General features: G+C 50.6%; 19 protein-coding genes. 13 read left to right on the forward strand and 6 right to left on the reverse strand.

Annotated elements, in window-relative coordinates; translation table 11 throughout:
* Nucleotides 1–22: 22 nt before the first annotated feature.
* Both OIN60_RS03225 and OIN60_RS03230 read right to left on the reverse strand, forming a co-directional pair.
* Entirely contained in the window at nt 23–685 is a 663-nt protein-coding gene (locus OIN60_RS03225) for a type 1 glutamine amidotransferase domain-containing protein (RefSeq protein WP_305753439.1), read from the reverse strand.
* A 110-nt stretch (nt 686–795) separates the two neighbouring features.
* Nucleotides 796–1,686: a LysR family transcriptional regulator gene (locus OIN60_RS03230; RefSeq protein WP_305753440.1), complete on the reverse strand. Its 891-nt coding sequence runs from the start codon at nt 1,684–1,686 to the stop codon at nt 796–798.
* Nucleotides 1,687–1,818: 132 nt separating this feature from the next.
* On the opposite strand from OIN60_RS03230, the gene OIN60_RS03235 reads away from it, so the two are divergent.
* Together OIN60_RS03235 and OIN60_RS03240 are read left to right on the forward strand one after the other, a co-directional pair.
* Nucleotides 1,819–2,559, forward strand: a complete 741-nt coding sequence (locus OIN60_RS03235) for a spermidine synthase (protein WP_305753441.1) — start codon at nt 1,819–1,821, stop codon at nt 2,557–2,559.
* A gap of 295 nt (nt 2,560–2,854) precedes the next feature.
* Nucleotides 2,855–3,733 carry a putative RNA methyltransferase gene (locus OIN60_RS03240; protein WP_305753442.1) on the forward strand — a complete coding sequence of 293 codons (879 nt, stop codon included), beginning with the start codon at nt 2,855–2,857 and terminating at the stop codon, nt 3,731–3,733.
* Between the two features lie 30 nt (nt 3,734–3,763).
* On the opposite strand, the gene OIN60_RS03245 is transcribed toward OIN60_RS03240, so the two are convergent.
* A complete protein-coding gene (locus OIN60_RS03245; RefSeq protein ID WP_305753443.1) occupies nt 3,764–4,354 on the reverse strand; it encodes a GbsR/MarR family transcriptional regulator in 591 nt (196 codons plus the stop codon).
* Between the two features lie 340 nt (nt 4,355–4,694).
* On the opposite strand from OIN60_RS03245, the gene OIN60_RS03250 reads away from it, so the two are divergent.
* From OIN60_RS03250 to htpG, 7 genes are all read left to right on the forward strand, one after another.
* A complete protein-coding gene (locus OIN60_RS03250) occupies nt 4,695–5,522 on the forward strand; it encodes a carbohydrate ABC transporter permease (RefSeq protein WP_370872366.1) in 828 nt (275 codons plus the stop codon).
* 12 nt (nt 5,523–5,534) lie between these two features.
* Nucleotides 5,535–6,377: a carbohydrate ABC transporter permease gene (locus tag OIN60_RS03255; RefSeq protein ID WP_305753445.1), complete on the forward strand. Its 843-nt coding sequence runs from the start codon at nt 5,535–5,537 to the stop codon at nt 6,375–6,377.
* Nucleotides 6,378–6,460: 83 nt separating this feature from the next.
* Nucleotides 6,461–7,786 carry an ABC transporter substrate-binding protein gene (locus OIN60_RS03260; RefSeq protein WP_305753446.1) on the forward strand — a complete coding sequence of 442 codons (1,326 nt, stop codon included), beginning with the start codon at nt 6,461–6,463 and terminating at the stop codon, nt 7,784–7,786.
* A 6-nt stretch (nt 7,787–7,792) separates the two neighbouring features.
* Nucleotides 7,793–9,307 (forward strand): CehA/McbA family metallohydrolase, encoded by a 1,515-nt coding sequence (locus tag OIN60_RS03265; protein ID WP_305753447.1) that lies wholly within the window; start codon nt 7,793–7,795, stop codon nt 9,305–9,307.
* Between the two features lie 25 nt (nt 9,308–9,332).
* Nucleotides 9,333–10,127: an HAD family hydrolase gene (locus OIN60_RS03270; protein ID WP_305753448.1), complete on the forward strand. Its 795-nt coding sequence runs from the start codon at nt 9,333–9,335 to the stop codon at nt 10,125–10,127.
* Nucleotides 10,128–10,133: 6 nt separating this feature from the next.
* Nucleotides 10,134–10,445 (forward strand): DMT family transporter, encoded by a 312-nt coding sequence (locus OIN60_RS03275; protein ID WP_305753449.1) that lies wholly within the window; start codon nt 10,134–10,136, stop codon nt 10,443–10,445.
* 142 nt (nt 10,446–10,587) lie between these two features.
* A complete protein-coding gene (gene htpG / locus OIN60_RS03280) occupies nt 10,588–12,468 on the forward strand; it encodes a molecular chaperone HtpG (RefSeq protein WP_305753450.1) in 1,881 nt (626 codons plus the stop codon).
* A gap of 237 nt (nt 12,469–12,705) precedes the next feature.
* Here htpG and OIN60_RS03285 read toward each other — a convergent pair whose 3' ends face one another.
* Both OIN60_RS03285 and OIN60_RS03290 read right to left on the reverse strand, forming a co-directional pair.
* Entirely contained in the window at nt 12,706–13,026 is a 321-nt protein-coding gene (locus OIN60_RS03285; protein ID WP_305753451.1) for a type II toxin-antitoxin system RelE/ParE family toxin, read from the reverse strand.
* Nucleotides 13,007–13,282 (reverse strand): type II toxin-antitoxin system Phd/YefM family antitoxin, encoded by a 276-nt coding sequence (locus OIN60_RS03290; protein ID WP_305753452.1) that lies wholly within the window; start codon nt 13,280–13,282, stop codon nt 13,007–13,009. The genes OIN60_RS03285 and OIN60_RS03290 overlap by 20 nt, the downstream gene beginning before the upstream one ends.
* 191 nt (nt 13,283–13,473) lie before the next feature.
* On the opposite strand from OIN60_RS03290, the gene OIN60_RS03295 reads away from it, so the two are divergent.
* The 4 genes from OIN60_RS03295 to OIN60_RS03310 all read left to right on the forward strand — a co-directional run bounded on the left by OIN60_RS03295 (nt 13,474) and on the right by OIN60_RS03310 (nt 16,810).
* On the forward strand, nt 13,474–14,181 hold the full coding sequence (locus OIN60_RS03295; protein ID WP_305753453.1) for a response regulator transcription factor: 708 nt from the start codon (nt 13,474–13,476) through the stop codon (nt 14,179–14,181).
* 1 nt (nt 14,182) lies between these two features.
* Nucleotides 14,183–15,124 carry a sensor histidine kinase gene (locus tag OIN60_RS03300; protein WP_305753454.1) on the forward strand — a complete coding sequence of 314 codons (942 nt, stop codon included), beginning with the start codon at nt 14,183–14,185 and terminating at the stop codon, nt 15,122–15,124.
* Between the two features lie 89 nt (nt 15,125–15,213).
* A complete protein-coding gene (locus OIN60_RS03305; RefSeq protein ID WP_305753455.1) occupies nt 15,214–16,137 on the forward strand; it encodes an ATP-binding cassette domain-containing protein in 924 nt (307 codons plus the stop codon).
* Nucleotides 16,121–16,810, forward strand: coding sequence for an ABC transporter permease (locus OIN60_RS03310; RefSeq protein ID WP_305753456.1), 690 nt, complete (start codon nt 16,121–16,123; stop codon nt 16,808–16,810). The genes OIN60_RS03305 and OIN60_RS03310 overlap by 17 nt, the downstream gene beginning before the upstream one ends.
* 315 nt (nt 16,811–17,125) lie before the next feature.
* On the opposite strand, the gene asd is transcribed toward OIN60_RS03310, so the two are convergent.
* Entirely contained in the window at nt 17,126–18,211 is a 1,086-nt protein-coding gene (gene asd, locus OIN60_RS03315; protein WP_305753457.1) for an aspartate-semialdehyde dehydrogenase, read from the reverse strand.
* Between the last annotated feature and the right edge of the window lie 12 nt (nt 18,212–18,223).

Here is an 18,223-nt window from a genome sequence, read left to right on the forward strand (position 1 = left end):
AAACAAGCTGTTCTGATTCCAATCAGCCCAATGTTTCAATAACCGCTTGCGTTACCGCCAAGGTGGACTGCGGGTTTTGGCCAGTGATCAGGTTGCCGTCCACTTCATAATGGGTATTCCAGTTTGGAGCAGCCACGAAGATGGCTCCCAGATCACGAAGCTTGCTTTCAAGCAGGAACGGAAGCTTCTGGCTCAGACCTGTATCGCCTTCTTCTCTGTCTGTAAATGCATTCACCCGTTTGCCGGCAACAAGCGGCTGACCATTGGACAGTGTAGCCCCTACCAAGCCTGCTGGACCGTGGCACACCGCGGCAACGAGCTTGTCGGCTTCATAGAAATCGCGCAGCAGCTCCTGCAGCTTCTGGCTGCCTGGCAGATCGTACATGGTTCCATGCCCGCCTGGCAGGAAAATGGCGTCAAAGCCTTCATGAGAGTTTATTTCATCCAGCTTCAATGTATTTTGCAAATATTTCTCTGCATCAAGGATCTCCTGCGGCGTGCTTTCGTCTACACTGCCGGGATCAACGGGAGCTTTGCCGCCCAGTGGACTGGCCACCGTAACCTCATACCCTTTTTTCGTAAATTCGATATAGGCTTCTGCGAACTCGGACAGCCATATTCCTGTCTTCTTGCCGGCCTGGATTTCTGCATGGTTTGTTACAACGATCAAAATCTTCTTAGCCATCTGTTATAACCTCCTCAAAAATTTGTTTTCTGTACACTGCTCATTCTAATTAGGAGCAATATATAAAACAAATTATGTTTTTACGAGGAATCCATAAATATATTTATAGATTACTTTGCTGGCTTGCCGCTTCCAAGCAGGTTTTTTCTAATGTGGTTGATCTCGGGCAGATGCTTATGTTTCGTTTTATAGGCGATGTACAATTCGTTTTTTACCTTCAAATCCTCAAAAATAATTTTGGTTTTCTCTTTGTTCATGGAATTCTTCAAAATATACGTTGGAATCAGGCTTAATCCGGCACCGCCCTCAATGGCTCTAAGGATCAGATGCAGGTTAGGAATGACATGAGTGGGCTTAAGAACGGGCCGTTTCTTGAAATGCTCCCTCCACAGCCTTCTTATAATAGGTAAATCCAGCCCATAGCTTATCCATTTGCGGGACAAGAGCCATTGCTCCCTGGAAACGAGCTTGCCATCGTGATCTAAGGGGATCTCCATGTCTGCCGGCGCGACGATCACAAACTCCTCATCACATAATTTGGCGTATTCGATCCCTGGGGTTTGCGACTTCTGGGAAGTAAAGATGATGTCTACCTTATCCTCCTTCAGCAGCTCCACCAATTGATTAGCCGTACCAAAGTGGGTCACGGTGCTGGTGTTGTATTCGGACAGCCTGGGGAGGATGTTCTCGGTATAATACTCGGTGGCAGAGCCGATCCTGAGAATGGAAAATGTGGGTAAAGACACGGATTTGATATTTAGCGACGTCTCCTCCAGGGATTCAATCAGGGGCGCAAGCTGTGAGTATAATGCTTTGCCCCTTTCGGTGGGGATCATTTTTCGCGCGGTGCGGATGAATAAAGTTTCCCCGGCCTCTGCCTCCAGATAAGCAAGATGCTGGCTCATGGCTGGCTGTGTCATCATTCTGGCTTTGGCTGCCTCGGAGACCGAATTGTATTTGTATATATAGATAAAGCTTCTGTACCATTCAAAATCAATCATGCGAACGCTCCTCCACATTCAAGGCTTGTGCATTCCGGGACGCCTTCTTATCACGGATGGTGTAAAATAAGATAGCTCAACCATACAGGATAACCCATGTCGGATCAACAACGCTGAAGGAGATCACGGATTTTGCAGCTATTATTCCACGAAACAAGTGAGAATCATGAAATTAAGGTATACGATACGACCGAATTATATGGCGAAAAGGGGAGCTTCCGGGTGCTGGAGTTCTCGAATCAGGCGATGCAGGGCGCGCTGGATTTGAATCATCCGCAGCGTATTCTGTTTGAATATCCGCGGGCCATCATTCATCTGATGGAGTACAATGGGCCGGACTTTGAGGATGCGTTCCTGATCGGGCACGGTATCGGGACGATTGCAGGGTATTTTGCGGATAGACGCTTTAAAGTTGCGGAGCTAGACAGGCAGGTGGTGGAGCTGAGTCGTGCCTATTTCGGCAGCAGCACGGAGCAGGTCATGATTGGCGACGGGCGTGAGCTGCTGAAGGGGGAAGAGGCGGACCGTTATGATTTTGTAATTGTGGACGCTTTTACGGAAAAAGGGACGCCGCGGCATTTGATCTCCCGCGAGTTCTTCAGGCTGGCAGCGGAGAAGCTTCATCCTGATGGGGCTGTGATCATGAATCTGATCGGAAGAGGGACGAAGGACAAGCTGATTCAGGCCATTCATACGACGCTCAGCACAGAGCTTGCCTATACAAAGGCCTTTTTTCTGCCTGCGGAAAAAGCGACGGACACTCAGAACGTGATTCTTATGGGCGGAGGGCGGCCGATCCAGCTTCAGGAGCGCCATATGGCGGGCTTCCAGGAGACCAGGCTTGGCAGGGGACATGTGATTAAGGATCGATAAACGGTAGAGATGCTTGATCATTGTGGCGATCCGGCTGATGTTTAAGAGCTGAGTGGCAGTAATTCGGAGTTGCACCGCATGCTCTGTGCCGGTAAAATGGCTTGAGGAGCAGTCTGCTCCTCAAGCATTGCACAGCGACAGGAGGAACGGACCGTTATGATCATCCAATTCATTCGTTATCGTTAATGGGAGGTACAGACCTATAAGCCCGGCTATTTATTTTTTTGTAGAACGCCAGGGTTTATTTTTCTGTGCCTTTTTCATTCTCGATTTATGAATGAAAGGGTGTTTTTTTGTGTCCAATGATAAAGAATATCGTCTCTTAACTGAGCATGTGAAACTATTTGCCTGCCCGCTTTGTGCAACACCGCTGCAGATCGTCAACCATACGAGCCTGGTGTGTGCGAAGGGGCATTGCTACGATATCGCCAGACAGGGGTATGTGAACTGGCTTTCATATGCTCCCAAAACGAAATATGATCAGCCATTGTTCGAATCCCGCCGAGTTCTGCATCAGTATGGCTTATTTGCGTCTTTGACGGAGGCTGTCCGCGAGGCCATGATCAGACATCTGGATTTCACAACCGGAAAGCTGATCCAAGTGATGGATGCAGGATGCGGTGAAGGTTCCCATCTGCTGGATCTCCAGCGCAGCATGAAGGAGGGGACGGGGGATGACCTGCTTGGCGTCGGGGTGGACATCTCCAAAGAAGGCATTCGCTTGGCAGCCAAGGCGGCGGATACGGCGATTTGGTGTGCCGCTGACCTGACTCGAGCCCCCTTTGCCGACGGGCAGTTCCACTGTATTCTGAATATCCTGTCCCCCTCCAGCTATGCCGAGTTCAAGCGGCTTCTGACGGATGAGGGAATGGTCATCAAGGTTGTGCCGGAAAGCGGATATTTGCAGGAGCTAAGAGAGGCGCTGCACGGAGCCCCCGAGGCGCACAGCTATTCGAATCATGCGACGCTGGAGCTGTTCCAAAGCCATTTTAAGCTTATCGACAGGCAGCGGGTTCAAGATAGGCTCTCCCTGGATAGGTACTTACTGGAGCATTTGCTGCAGATGACACCGTTGGCATGGAGAGCGTCAGCGGAGGATGTTCAACGTGTCCTGCAGCAGGAGCAGATGGATATCACGGTGGATTTGTCGGTCCTGATCGGCAAGCTAAAATAAAAAAATCAAGCAAAAGACCCCGCTCCGGTGTTAATCGGAGACGGGGTCTTCGTCTGTGCGCCTCCGCTGCTGAATGTCATGGATGACCTTCTCCAGCTCGCCTTCCTTGAGCAGATCCACGAAGGTCTGCAGCCACTCGTAAAATTCAACCGCATGGTACAGCTTATGCAGGTCCTTCAATGCCTCGTGACGAACGTCGTCCGGGGTATCCGGATGCAGAATCAGCTCTTTCAGATCAGGCATCACCTGAGCGATCGACGCCGTCATGACGTCATGCTCGCGCTGCAGCTTGGTGGAGAAGAAGCTGCGGAAAAAAGTATAAAAATCGCCCTGGGCCTGATACAGGTCCTTGCGGTCCTGCTTCGTATCCAGCTTCTCAATCATATTAGCATCCAGCAGCGCCCTGGCCGCATAGCTCATATTGCTTTTACTCATCTTCATCTTGTCTTTCATTTCCTCAAGCGTCAGCGGCCTGTCCTCGAAAAACATTCTTCCATACAGCAGTCCCGCCGAGTGTGTGACTCCGTATAAATCCATCGTGGCCCCGATGGCCTCAACAACCTTCTCCCGCAGTTGCTCCCATTGGGTAAGCGCAGGGGGCTCTTTTCCCGTCTGATTCACTATGGCAGCCTCCACAAAACAGATATGTATTTAATAGATACAAGATTTCTTGAATATTCATTATTATACCGCGCTGGTAACAGGGATGTAAGTGGAATTCCAATAAAAGCAGGACGGTACGGCAAATTTTACGAAGAAAGACCTTTGAAATTACATAGAGATAACCCAGTTTGAAAAAATGAAAGTACAATAATAACTATACGAAAGCCGAAATAATCGTGTTTTTGGATGTTGGAAATGAAAATTCAAAAAAAATTGTACATTAGATTGGAGTTGTCATGTGTTGAACTGGAGAAAAAGATGGGGTGAACCGCAGGCGTATGCTTTTATACTCCCGGCGATGGTTCCGCTGATCGTATTCTGGATCATCCCGATGGTGTACATTACCTATTTGAGCTTCACGAATTGGGATTTCATGAGTCCGGTAAAGACTTTTGTCGGATTGGACAACTACAGGTACCTATTTCAGGACCCTGAGTTTTACGTCACCGTCCGGGCTACGCTCATTTTTGCGGCGGGAAGCGTCATTCCTACCTTGGTTGCCGGACTGCTGCTCGCTTTGCTGCTGCACGGCAAGCTTGTCGGGTCGGGGATCTACCGGGCGATTATATTTTCTCCCTGGGTGACGCCGACGGTCGCGGTATCCATCGTCTGGGCCTGGATTTTCGAAGCGAGGTCAGGCCTGGCGAATGCCCTGCTCGGTGTGTTTGGCTTCGACGCCATTCCGTGGCTGCAGGACGGAGGGTGGGCCATGGTAGCCATTCTGATTGTTACAATCTGGAAAGGGCTCGGCTGGGTGATGGTCTTCTATCTGGTAGCTCTGCAATCGGTGCCTGAAAGCCTGAAGGAAGCGGCGGCGATTGACGGCGCTAGCCGTACGCGGATTTTTTTCACAGTGACGCTGCCGCTTATTTCACCGACGACCTTTTTCCTGTTCATTATCCAGATGATCGACGCATTTCAGGCGTATGACCAGATCAATATTTTGACCCAGGGAGGGCCTGCGGGCTCTACGCGTACGATGCTCTATATGTACTATCAGGCGGCTTTTGACCAGTTCAATGTTGGCCAAGCATCGGCAGTCGCGCTGCTGCTGGTCGTATTCATCGGACTGTTCGCCGTGGTCTCATTCCTGGCGTCACGCAAAAATGTACACTATCTCTCTTAGAGGAGGCACGTCATGTTCCGTACATCCATTCCCGTTCAGATCATCAGGCACGTAGCGCTGCTGCTGATCAGCTTCGGTATGGCTTTCCCTTTCCTGTGGATGGTCACAAGCTCGCTGAAATCCAACGACGAGATCAGGGCCTTTCCGCCTGTCCTGCTGCCGGAGGTGCCGCTGTGGAGCAATTTCGTGGAGACATGGAATGCCGCTCCGTTCGGGCAATATCTGCTAAATAGCGTTTTTGTGGCAGGTTTGATTGTCATTTGTCAGATCATCTTGTCCTCCTTGATGGCTTACGCATTGACCCATATGCATTTTCCTTTCAAAAATGTACTGCTGGGTCTGATTCTGACGATGTATATGCTGCCGGTTTCCGCCACCTATCTGCCGAGCTATATCATTCTGTCGAAGCTGAATTTGATTGACACGTATACCGGACTGATTATCTCGAATGCGGTCAGCATATTCTCCATCTTCCTGATCCGTCAGGCCTTCATGCAGCTTCCCAAGGAGCTGGTCGAAGCAGGAAAGATCGACGGGGCGGGCCATTTGCGCATTCTGTTTACGCTGCTGTTTCCGCTAGCACGCTCTTCCTTTATCGTGCTTGCGCTGCTCAGCTTCATCTCGAACTATAACAATTATTTCTGGCCGATGCTCATCACCAAGTCGCCGGAGCTCAATCTGGTATCAGCGGGTCTGCGCTCCTTCTTCGTGGAAGGCGGGGGCTACGGGATGAAATGGCCGCTGATCATGGCAGGCAGCACGTTCACGATTGTGCCGCTGCTGGTGCTGTTCGTTATTGCCCAGAAATGGATTATTAAGGGGGTGAACAACGCGTTCAGCGTGAACAAGGGATAGTATGCCGGGAAGCACAGCAAGGCAGGTGGCATACATAACGTATCGTTCTAACAATTTTACAAAAAGTGGAGGGTTCTCTGAACATGTTGAAAATGAAAAGCATTTTGTCAGGACTTCTCATTCTGTCCTTTATCCTTCTGACCGCGTGCGGCGGCAATCAGAGTACAGGGGCGGGAGCCTCAACGGAGCATCAGGGCGAATCCAACGGAAAACCTGTTGAAATCGAGTTCTGGTACGGATTGGGCGGGAAGCTTGGCGATGAGATGAAAAGCCTGATTGACGAATTCAACGCTTCCCAGAATGAAGTGATTGTCAAGCCGGTGGTGCAGGGCAATTATGATGAGACTAAGCAGAAGCTGCAGGCTGCCATTGCGTCCGGCAAGGTGCCGGCCGTTGCGCTCGCCTCTGATGTGGCTTGGGCGCGGGACGGATATTTTGCTTCCATGGATGAGCTGATTGCCGCCGATGAGGCTTTCAAGGCCGAAGACTTTATTCCGGCTTTTCTGAATCAGGGTAAAGTAGATGGTAAGCAGTATTTCCTGCCGATGTACGGAACGACCCAACTGCTGTATTACAACAAGGACATGTTCGCGAAGGCCGGAATCACGGAAGAGGATATCAAGACGTGGGAAGGGCTGGCTGCTGCGGCAGAGAAGCTTACGGTCAAGGAAAACGGGAAAACAACTGTATACGGCTGGGAGCCAATGTGGGGCTCAGGTAACATGATTGACGCGACATTGAGCCGTGGCGGTCATATTCTGAGCGAAGACGGCAAGACCGTCATGATTGACAGTCCCGAATGGATTGAAACATGGGATGCTTTCCGCAAATGGCTCCACGAGGATCAGATTATGGCGATTCATTCCGGCGGACAGGGCTGGGAGTACTGGTATAAGACGATTGATGATGTGCTGCAGGATAGGGCGGCAGGGTATACGGGCTCCAGCGGGGACCAGGGTGACCTCGACTTTACTAAGGTTGCAGCCGCACCACAGCCAGGCTGGGAGGGTCATGATCCGGCACCGGTCGCATCGGCCGTTCAGGCCGGCATTCTGGCGAAAGCATCCCCTGAGCAGCAGGAAGCGGCTTATAAATGGCTTACCTTCTTTATGAAGGCGGAGAATACTGCAAAATGGTCGATGAATACGGGGTATATCGCTGTGCGCCAATCCGCGCTGGAGGTGCCGGAATTCAAAGCCTATAGTGAGGAAAACCCGCACAGCAGACAACCGCTGCTGCAGGCACAGCACGCTTCGGAGCCATTTATTGATCCGACAGGCGGTAAAATTACGGATGCGCTCGAAATTGCGGCCGATAAAGTACAAATCTCCAACATGCCTGCCGAGCAGGCGCTTAAGGAAGCCAAGGAAGCTGCGCAGCGCGCATTGGATCAGGTAACGGGAGGCTAAGAACCTATGATGAACATAATATCGACAGGCTTTCAACCGGGGCATTCACTTGCTTGGCATTCTTTTGAAATGAAGCATCCGGCCGAATGGCTGACCCTGCACGTAGAGCATCCGGAGAACGTCTGGCTGCAGATGGTAGTCAGGGATGCGGAGGGCCGGGTGCGGATGCAGTACCTGACTAAAGGCTTGGAGCAGACGCTGGTCCTATGCGCCGATCCTGGACGTTCCACTTGCGGCACGGTCCCGGGGCTGCTTCCGCAGGGAGAGTGGACGGTCCAGGTATACGGGATGAAGCCCGAAGTGACCGCTTCTTACAGGCTGAGCATGAGAACCGGGACGGGAGCTCCTGACACGGAGGGAACGTTGCCGCCCATCGGCAGGAATCTGTGGACAGGGCCCGCTGACCCAGGGATGGCGATGTCCTACAAGGAATATCCGTGGGAACGTGTCGTAAGCACTGAACCCCGCTGGTATAAAGGCGACTTTCACATGCATACCCGTCTGACGGATGGAAAGCAGACCCCTGCAGAGCTGACGGCCCAAGCGGCAGGTCAGGGCTTGGATTTCATGGTCATTACGGAGCATAACTTTCTGACGACAGGTTGGCCGGAGACGGAGCTGCTGGTCATTCCGGGCACGGAAGTGACTTCATCCAAAGGACACTTCAACATTCTGGGTATCCGCGAATGGATTGAGCCGTTCGGTGACGGCAGCCAGCCGGTGTTTGAAACCGTGGAAGGCATGGTATCCATCTTGCAGGCGGCAAGGGAGCAGGGAGCGGTTTGCAGCATGAATCATCCAGAGCTGGTCCCATGGGAATGGCAGCTTGATGTGCGTCTGGACGCCTTCGATACGATTGAAATCTGGAATGATCCGACGTATCCGGATAATACGGACGCAACGGAAAAAGCCTTGCAACTGTGGGACGTCCTTTGGGCCCATGGGGTCATTCTCTGGGGTATCGGAGGCAGCGACACCCACAACCTGCCTCATGAAAGCTATGAGCCGGGCGGACCACCTTCGGTCGTTGGTGATCCGAGGACATGCGTCTGGAGCGATGAGCTTTCGGTGCAGGGAATGATGAGTGCCATCAGACAGGGGCATGTCTATGTGACACGCGGACCCGAGCTCGATCCCTTTGTTGCGGTGGGTGAGCGTGTGTTCCGTCCGGGTGAGTGTATCCCGTCTGAAATAGAGTCGGAGGAGCCTGTTGTCTGCCATTTGGGCATTCGTGGTATTGCGGCCGATGCTTCTGTCCGCTGGATGGTGGACGGTGTAACCGTGTCCGAGTCCAGGGTGGGCGGTGGCAAGGGTGGCTCGGAGGATTTCCTCCGGTTCAGCTATGACGTCAACTGGCCGAATGAGGGACTGCACTGGGTGCGCGCCGAGGTTCGGGATGCTGAGGGAGGACTGCTCGCCTTCACGAACCCGGTGTACAAAGGGCAGCCTGTGCCAGCGCTTGCGACCTGGAATGAGCTGAAGAGCAAGCTGGAGCCTGCTGCTGCAGGGGTGGCGAACTGACCTGTAAGGTGAGGAGAATGGGAGAATGACGGCAGTACTGCAGTTGAATAGCTACGAGGTTGAGGTCGATGCGATTCTTTTTGACAAGGACGGCACTTTGCTGCAATTTCTGCCCTTGTGGGGAACGTGGGCTGGAGTCATGACCTCGCTCATGGTGGGTTCTATTCAAGCGTTGGGGAAGGGCGTGGATTTTACGCCAGAGTCACTGCTCGGTGTTGAGCTTGACGGGATGTCGCGGGTTACTGGTTATGATCTGCAGGGGCCTTTAGCAATTGCTTCCATCCCGGAAATCGAGGGGGCCCTGGCATGGCAACTATATACCCGCGGCATGTCCTGGAATCAGGCGGTGCAGCGGGTAAGGGAAATCCGGGCAGCGGCTGATGCAGAGGTGGAGCGGGAACGCCCAGTCGTCCCACTCCCCGGTCTGATGGCCTTCTTGTCCCGCTGTATGGAAGCGGACATTCCGCTGGCGGTTGTTACGGCGGATCAGACAGCGGAAGCGGTCAAGCATCTGGAATGGCTTGGCGTTGCAGACCGCTTCGGGGTGATTATGGGCAGAGACCAGGTGATCAACGGAAAGCCTTCACCCGAAATCGTATTCAAAACCTGTGAGCTGCTGGGTGTTCTGCCGGCAAGAACGGTGCTTATTGGAGATACTGCGGGAGACATGCAGACCGGGCGGCTGGCAGGCGTTAGTCTAACCATGGGTATCGGTGCCGGTGAGACGCTGGCGCAAGCGGATGTGATGATCCGTTCATATGATGAGCTGCGGATTGGACAATCCGTGCACGAACAACAATCTGTCCGGCAAAAAGGATGAAAATATGTGGGCTGGATCTATTTATCCATAGCGATCGCTTTGGAACTGACAGGAACCATTATTATGAAGTATTCAGCAGGTTTTACAAAGCTGCTCCCGTCTGTGCTGATGTTTATCTTTTACGGACTCAGCTTCACTTCGCTCAATTTGGCGGTGCGCACGCTGAATCTGAGTCTTGCTTATGCCATCTGGTCCGGCTTAGGCACACTGTTGATCACATTGGCGGGATATTATTTGTTTCACGAGGTCATCACGCTGCGGCAGTGGATTTGTATTGCCATTATTGTGATTGGCGTGATCGGGCTTAAAATAAATTAGCTCACTATTTGCGGCAGGAGTCGGCCAACCCCAATTCCAAATTCAATTGACATCCAAAATTAGTATATGTTATATAAGAAGAAGGATTAGCACTCATGTGTGATGAGTGCTAAATATCTTGATTGGGAGAGGGGTTCCACTAATGGCCAAAAAGCAATTCAAAGCAGAGTCCAAGCGCCTGCTGGAAATGATGATTAACTCGATCTATACACAGCGTGAAATTTTTCTGCGTGAGCTGATTTCCAATGCCAGTGATGCGATTGACAAAATTTATTATAAGGCACTGACGGACGACCAGCTTATTTTCAACCAAGCGGATTATTATATCAAAATTACGGCAGACAAGACGAGCCGGACATTGACCATTTCCGATACCGGGATTGGCATGAGCAAGGAAGAGCTAGAGAACAATTTGGGCGTGATCGCGAAGAGCGGCTCCTTTGCCTTTAAGAATGAAAATGAGCTGAAGGACGGTCACAATATCATCGGCCAATTCGGGGTCGGCTTCTATTCTGCCTTTATGGTAGCAGATGAAGTAACCGTGATGACCAAAGCCTTGGGTAGTGATGAAGCGTTCAAGTGGGAGTCCAAGGGGGCGGACGGCTACACCATTGTGTCGAGTGAGAAAGAAACGGTAGGCACGGATATTATTTTGAAAATCAAGAGCAACACGGAAGAGGACAGCTATGATGAGTTTCTTGAAGAATACCGTCTGAAGGCGATTATCAAGAAATATTCCGATTTCATCCGTTATCCGATCAAAATGGACGTGAAGGTCAGCAAGCCGGTTGAAGGTAGCGAGACGGAATTTGAGGAAGCTGTTGAAGAGCAAACGGTGAACAGCATGGTTCCGATCTGGCGGAAGAACAAAAGCGAGCTGACAGATGAGGATTACGAGAACTTTTATGCCGAGAAGCGTTATGGCTTTGACAAGCCGATTAAGCATATCCATATCAGCGCGGATGGTGCGGTCGTCTATAACGCCATTCTGTTTATTCCGGAGAATACGCCGTTCGATTATTACACCAAGGAATACGAAAAAGGGCTGGAGCTGTATTCCAACGGCGTCCTGATTATGGACAAATGTGCAGACCTGCTACCTGACTATTTCAGCTTTGTGAAAGGCATGGTTGATTCCGAGGACCTATCCTTGAATATTTCTCGGGAAATGCTGCAGCATGACCGCCAACTCAGTCTGATTTCCAAAAATATCAAGAACAAAATTAAAAGCCAACTGCTTAGCCTATTGAAGGATGAGCGGGAGAAGTACGAGAAGTTCTATACTTCCTTCGGTAGACAGCTTAAATTTGGTGTCTATAACGATTATGGCATGAACAAGGATGTGCTGCAGGACCTGCTGATGTTCTATTCCTCTACAGAGAAGAAGATGGTTAGCCTGGACGAATATATTTCCAGAATGCCTGAAGATCAGAAGTATATCTATTACGCTGCCGGAACTTCCGTTGAGCGGATTGAGAAGCTGCCGCAGACCGAGCTTGTGGCTGACAAAGGTTATGAGATTCTGTATTTCACCGACGATATTGACGAATTCGCCATCAAGGTAATCGGCACCTACAAGGAGAAAGCCTTCAAGTCGGTATCCAGTGGAGATCTGGGCATTGAGGCCGATACGGAAGACAAGGCATCTGAAACGGAAGAGAACGGGCATAAAGAGCTGTTCGAGGAAATGAAAAAGCTGCTGGACGGTAAAGTGACGGGTGTCCGTGCTTCCAAACGCCTGAAAAGCCATCCGGTTTGCTTGACGGCGGATGGTGAGCTGTCCATCGAAATGGAGAAAATTCTGCAGGCGATGCCTGACAGCCAGAATGTCCAAGCTGACAAGGTGCTGGAAATCAACGTCAACCATGATGTGTTCAAGTCCTTGAAGGATGCCTATGAGCATGACAAGACGAAGCTGGGTCTGTATACCAGCCTGCTGTACAATCAGGCATTGCTGATCGAGGGATTGCCGATTCAGGACCCTGTTGAATTTACGAATGATATCTGTAAGGTGATGGTGTAGGCATAGAGCGACGGTTGTCCGCTCCGAGAACGAAGCATTCCTGCAATCGCTGTTGACCCTTCGGGCCAAAGGCGACCGCTCCGCTTTTCCGGAATTGCTTCGTTCTCTCCGCTGCTGCGTGCTTATGCCTACTTGGGGAAAGTAAAAAGGGTCGCGGCTTAATTTAGCTGCGACCTCTGATCGTCCAATAGGTTGGGAACAGGAGTAAGTTCATCTGTTCCCAACCTTTTTTAAGTGTTATGAAAATAAGTTCCGCAGATAATCTCTCCGACCATGGAGAATACGATGAATAACAACTGTATCATCTATTATTCTGTAAAAAACCAGATAGGGGGAGACAACGATAAAGCGATAACCACGCTGAATTAAGACAAAGTCATCCTCAGATAAAACTGAACCCATGTTGGGAAACTCCGCAAGTCCGCCGATTTTACTACTTAACTTTGATAGCATTTTTTCAGCCCAAGCCAGATTCTCTTGAGCAATATACGAAAAAATTTCATCCATATCATCGACCGCTGCTGGAGTGTATTTTATTTTAAATTTCTTCTGCGGCATTTATTTTCCTCCGCATTCGTGCCATGACCTCGTCATGGTCTAATAATTCCTCGCCATCGGCAATTTGCTTTTCAGCAACAAGAAGCTTCGATTGTAATTTAATTCGCGCCTCCATGCGCCGATAAGCATCGTGACTCATGACAACTAGATCTGCTTCTCCGTTACGGGTTAAAACAACAGGTTCATCTATTTCATGGCAAAATTTCGAAAAACCGTTGTAGTCCTGACGTATCGTACTGGAGGGTTTGATTTGCATTGCCACACACTCCCTTTATATAGCTTTTTTTTGACTTTATTTTATCATTATTATATACAACATATCCATCACTATATTGTGTACTGCATTGCCTCGATCACAGGGGCTCAGTATACTTGAACCTGTGGAAATGTAAACTATTCAATATATTTTCGAAAAAATAAGGTGTTTCTCCAGAGGAGGCCGACAGAATGCTTGGCGAGTTGCTGCTGGTTGAGGATGATGCCTCGATCAGCGAAATGGTTGTGGATTATTTGACGAAGGAAGGCTACCGGGTTGAAACCGCCAAGGATGCGGGAGAAGCGGCGGCGCGGTTTGATTCGGGCCGATTTGATTTGATCCTGCTGGATATTATGCTGCCGGGAGGCAACGGGCTTGATTTATTGCAAAAGTTTCGTTCCGTGAGCCGGGTGCCGATTGTGATGCTGTCCGCGAAGGATGGGGAGGTGGATAAAGCGCTAGGCTTGAGATTCGGTGCTGACGACTATATCGCGAAGCCGTTCTCCCTGATGGAGCTGTCTGCGCGGGTGCAGGCCGCTATTCGCCGGGCTACAGAATATGCAGATTCGGCCCCGGGCGCAGCCGGGCAGGAGCAGGGAGTCATCACAGTGGGGTCTTTGGGTGTAGACCCGGACAACTTTATCGTGACCAAATCCGGTGAACCGGTGAAGCTGACAGCGAAGGAGTTTCAAATTCTCAAGCTGTTCGTTCAGCATCCGAAACGGGTGTACACGAAAGCCCAGATCTACCAATCGGTGTGGGGCGAGGAGTACTATGGCGACGAGAATGTCATCAATGTTCATATGCGGCGACTTCGCGAGAAGATCGAGGATGATCCGTCCAATCCGAAAATCATTCGCACCTTGTGGGGAATCGGCTACAAGCTGGGAGAGCTGTAACGTGAGCTGGATTTTGCTGATGCTCATTTGTCTATTACTGGTGCTGCTCCTGATGAATCACTTGAAGAACCGTACTCAACGCAGGGAGCTGATTTATTTGGCCAATCGCCTGGAACAGCTTGTTCATGAGGCGGATCGCGGGCATATCCAAGTCGTAACCAGCTCTCCCGAGCTGCGAAGTGTGCTGCAAGGGACGAATGAGCTGCTGGATTACGCGCGCAGGTCGGCGGATGATTATGTCAGAACCGAGCTGGCCATGCGCAAAATGCTGGCGAATATTTCACATGATCTGAAAACACCGCTGACCGTAGTGCTCGGATATGCTGAAGCGCTCTCAAGGGACAGTGATATGCCGGCAGCAGAGCGGGAGCGGCTACTAGGCAAGATTCATCAAAAGTCTTTGGACGTTCTGGAGCTGATGAACAAATTTTTTGATTTGGCCAAGCTGGAAGCGGGGGATTATCAGCTTTTCTTCGAACGGCTGGACGTGGCGGACCTTTGCCGCCAAACCATACTGGCCTATTATGATATCCTGACACATCGGGGCTTTGAGGTGGCTATTAATATTCCGGACAAGCCAGTCTGGGTTTATGCGAATGCCGAAGCGCTGCGGCGTATTCTGGATAATCTGATCTCGAACGCAATACGTTATGGGGCGGACGGTTTATTCCTGGGGTTGACGGTGCGAACAGAAGGAGAAACTATCCGGATGGAGGTCACGGACCGCGGCAAGGGCATACAGGAAACGGAGCAGAGCCGTGTATTTGAGCGCTTGTATACGCTGGAGGATTCTCGCAACCGGGAGGTGCAGGGCAGTGGCCTAGGCTTGACGATCACCAAGCGTTTGGTGGAGCGTCTGGGAGGCGTCATCGAGCTGGAAAGCCATCCGGGCATACATACCACTTTTACAGTGAAGCTCAAGACTGCTAAGGAAACAAAGTAAGAAATTCGTAAGGATCGGTTAATAAAAAAGAACATTTGCCGCAGTATGATCATTTCAAGGACAAAATGAGGAATGAGGCGAATGAGCACATGATCAGGACACGTAATTTAACGAAGCAATTTGGCGGCAGTACCGTCATTTCAGGTGTGAGCATGACCGTGAAGGAGCGGGAGATTTACGGATTCCTTGGCTCGAACGGTGCAGGCAAAACAACAGTGATGCGAATGCTGTTGAATTTGATTAAACCAACAGATGGTGAGATAGAGCTGTTCGGCGAACGACTGACTCCCGGAGCAACGGAACCGTTCAAACGCATTGGCCATATCATTGAGACCCCGGTCTTTTACGGAAACCTGACAGGACAGCGTAATCTAGAGCTGCACTGTGAATACATGGGAATGCATAATCCCAAAATGATACAAGAGGCGCTGGACCTGGTCCAATTAAGCAACGCGCGTCACAAGCCTGTGAATCAATATTCACTTGGCATGAAGCAGCGTCTGGGCATCGCACGCGCGGTGTCGACCAAGCCGGAGCTGCTCATTCTGGATGAGCCGATCAATGGTCTGGACCCGAACGGAATCCTGGAAATGAGAAGCATGTTTAAGCGATTGCGCGATGAGTACAGGATCACCCTGCTCATATCCAGCCATATTCTAGGGGAAATTGAACAGATCGCGGATACGATTGGTGTGATCAACAGCGGCCGCCTCATCGAGGAAGTGTCCATGGAGCGGATTCGCAGCACCCAGACAGAGTATGTGGAGATTATCACGCTTAATGTCAACAGGGCAGCCTACGTGCTGGAGCATGATCTGAATATCCATAATTTCAAGATATCCGGAGATAAGCAGTTGAAAATATATGATATGACACTCTCACAGAGCGAGCTTTCCAGGCAACTCATCACCCGTGACGTGCCGATTGAAGCCATTAACCGCCGCAGCCGCACGTTGGAGGAGTACTTTTTGGAAGCTGTACGAGGAGGTGAAGAACATGCTGCATCTCATTAAGCTTGAGTTGATGAAGGGACGGAAGAGCGGCTATGTATGGGGAGCGCTTATCGCCTATGCCATTATTGCAGGTTTAATGCTGCTTGTCTTGTTTGTGGACGATACCCTGGAACAGGTCTTTCCCAACGATGCGGAGATGCTGAAAATAATCGATGTTCTGACCCGTATCACCTTTGTTGTCTATGCTTCTGTGCTTCTATCCAGACTGATTATCCGGGAATATAAGGACAGAACGATGGAACTGCTGTTTACGTACCCGGTAAGCCGTAAAAAGATTATTTTTGCGAAGCTGATCATTGTGGCCGTATGGACATTTATCAACATTGTCATTTCCAACCTGCTGATCAGCACGGTTATGCTGTTTGTTAACCGGATGGCTGGGGACATTCCTATGGTGATGACGTCGGGAAGCCTGTTTCAGCATTACCTGGGGTCGGCGGTTCAGGCTTTGGCTGCTGCCGGCATGAGCCTGCTGCCGCTGGCGTTTGGGATGCGCCGGAAATCGGAGGCGGCGACGATTGTTTCGTCAATTATTATTGTTGCGGTGATTTCGTCCAATAATATGGGCTTCAGCCTTAGCTCGATTATTGCGATCCCGTTGACCTTAGCCCTGTTGGGGGTACTGGTGGCTTATCTTTCTTTCCGCAACATCGATCATGCCGATATTCCCTGAATGTTGCTTTTCGGATGGAAGTGACTTTAGTGGCTACGGCAAGGCAAACTGAAATAGAAGTCCGACTACCTTTCGCTCAAATTTTAAAAATTAAGGATGATTTGGTTATCGAAGCATTTCCATACTATTTTGATACTGCCATGATAAACGCAGCACTTGGTTATACGCACGCAACGGAGCAACGGTAAATGAATATGATCTGCAGGCCAGCACTCATTAACATCGTAGCGTAACATCTGATGGCCTCAATAAAAAAAACAGCAAGCCCCCGTTCACCGGGATGCTTGCTGTTTTGTCTTTCCGCAGTTAATTGTTTCATTTCGCCTGAATGTAACCTTCCGCTTTCAGCAGCTCGGCGATCAGCACGCCGCCGCCTGCCGCGCCACGCAGGGTGTTATGCGACAGTCCCACAAATTTGTAATCATAGAGCGTATCCTCGCGCAGTCTGCCCGTGGAAATGCCCATTCCGTGCTCAAGGTCGCGGTCCAGCTTGGTTTGCGGTCGGTTCTCTTCTTCGAAATATGTGATGAACTGCTTCGGCGCGCTCGGCAACCCCAGCTCTTGTGGCCGTCCTGTAAACTGCTGCCAGCGCTCAAGAATTTCTTCCTTCGAAGGTTTCTTCTCGAACGATACAAATACTGTGGCCAAATGTCCGTCCGTTACCGGTACACGGATACATTGTGTTGTAATTAAAGGCGCACTGGCTTTAACAATTTCACCGCCTGCAACGCTGCCCCAGATGCGCAGCGGCTCCTGCTCGCTTTTCTCTTCTTCGCCGCCAATGTAAGGGATAACATTATCCAGCATATCCGGCCAATCGGTGAAGTTTTTGCCCGCCCCGGAGATCGCCTGGTAGGTCGATGCTACCACTTGGGTCGGTTTGTAGTCCAGCAGCGCGTGAAGTGCAGGCACATAGCTCTGAATAGAGCAGTTCGGCTTCACCGCAATAAATCCGGTGGAGGTTCCGAGCCGTTTTCTCTGGGCGGCAATGACTTCGATATGCCCCGAGTTAATTTCCGGAATGACCATCGGCACGTCAGGTGTCCAGCGGTGAGCCGAGTTGTTGGAGATGACAGGTGTGCCTGTTTTTGCGTAGGCCTCTTCCAGCGCCTTGATCTCCTCTTTTTTCATGTCTACCGCACAAAAAACAAAATCAACCTGGCCAGCCACTTCTTCCACTTTCGAGGCGTCCTGAACGACGAGGTTTTTCACTTCTTCCGGAATGGAGCCCGGAACCTTCCATCTGTTTTGCACGGATTCTTCATATGTTTTCCCCGCAGAGTTTGCACTTGCTGCGATGGCTGTGACTTGGAACCATGGATGCTGATCGAGCAGCTGCACAAACCGCTGGCCCACCATGCCTGTACCTCCGACGATACCTACCTTCAATTTTGCAGTCATACGATGTTCAGA

This window comes from Paenibacillus zeirhizosphaerae, assembly GCF_030705605.1.
In the GTDB taxonomy this organism is placed as follows: domain Bacteria; phylum Bacillota; class Bacilli; order Paenibacillales; family Paenibacillaceae; genus Paenibacillus; species Paenibacillus zeirhizosphaerae.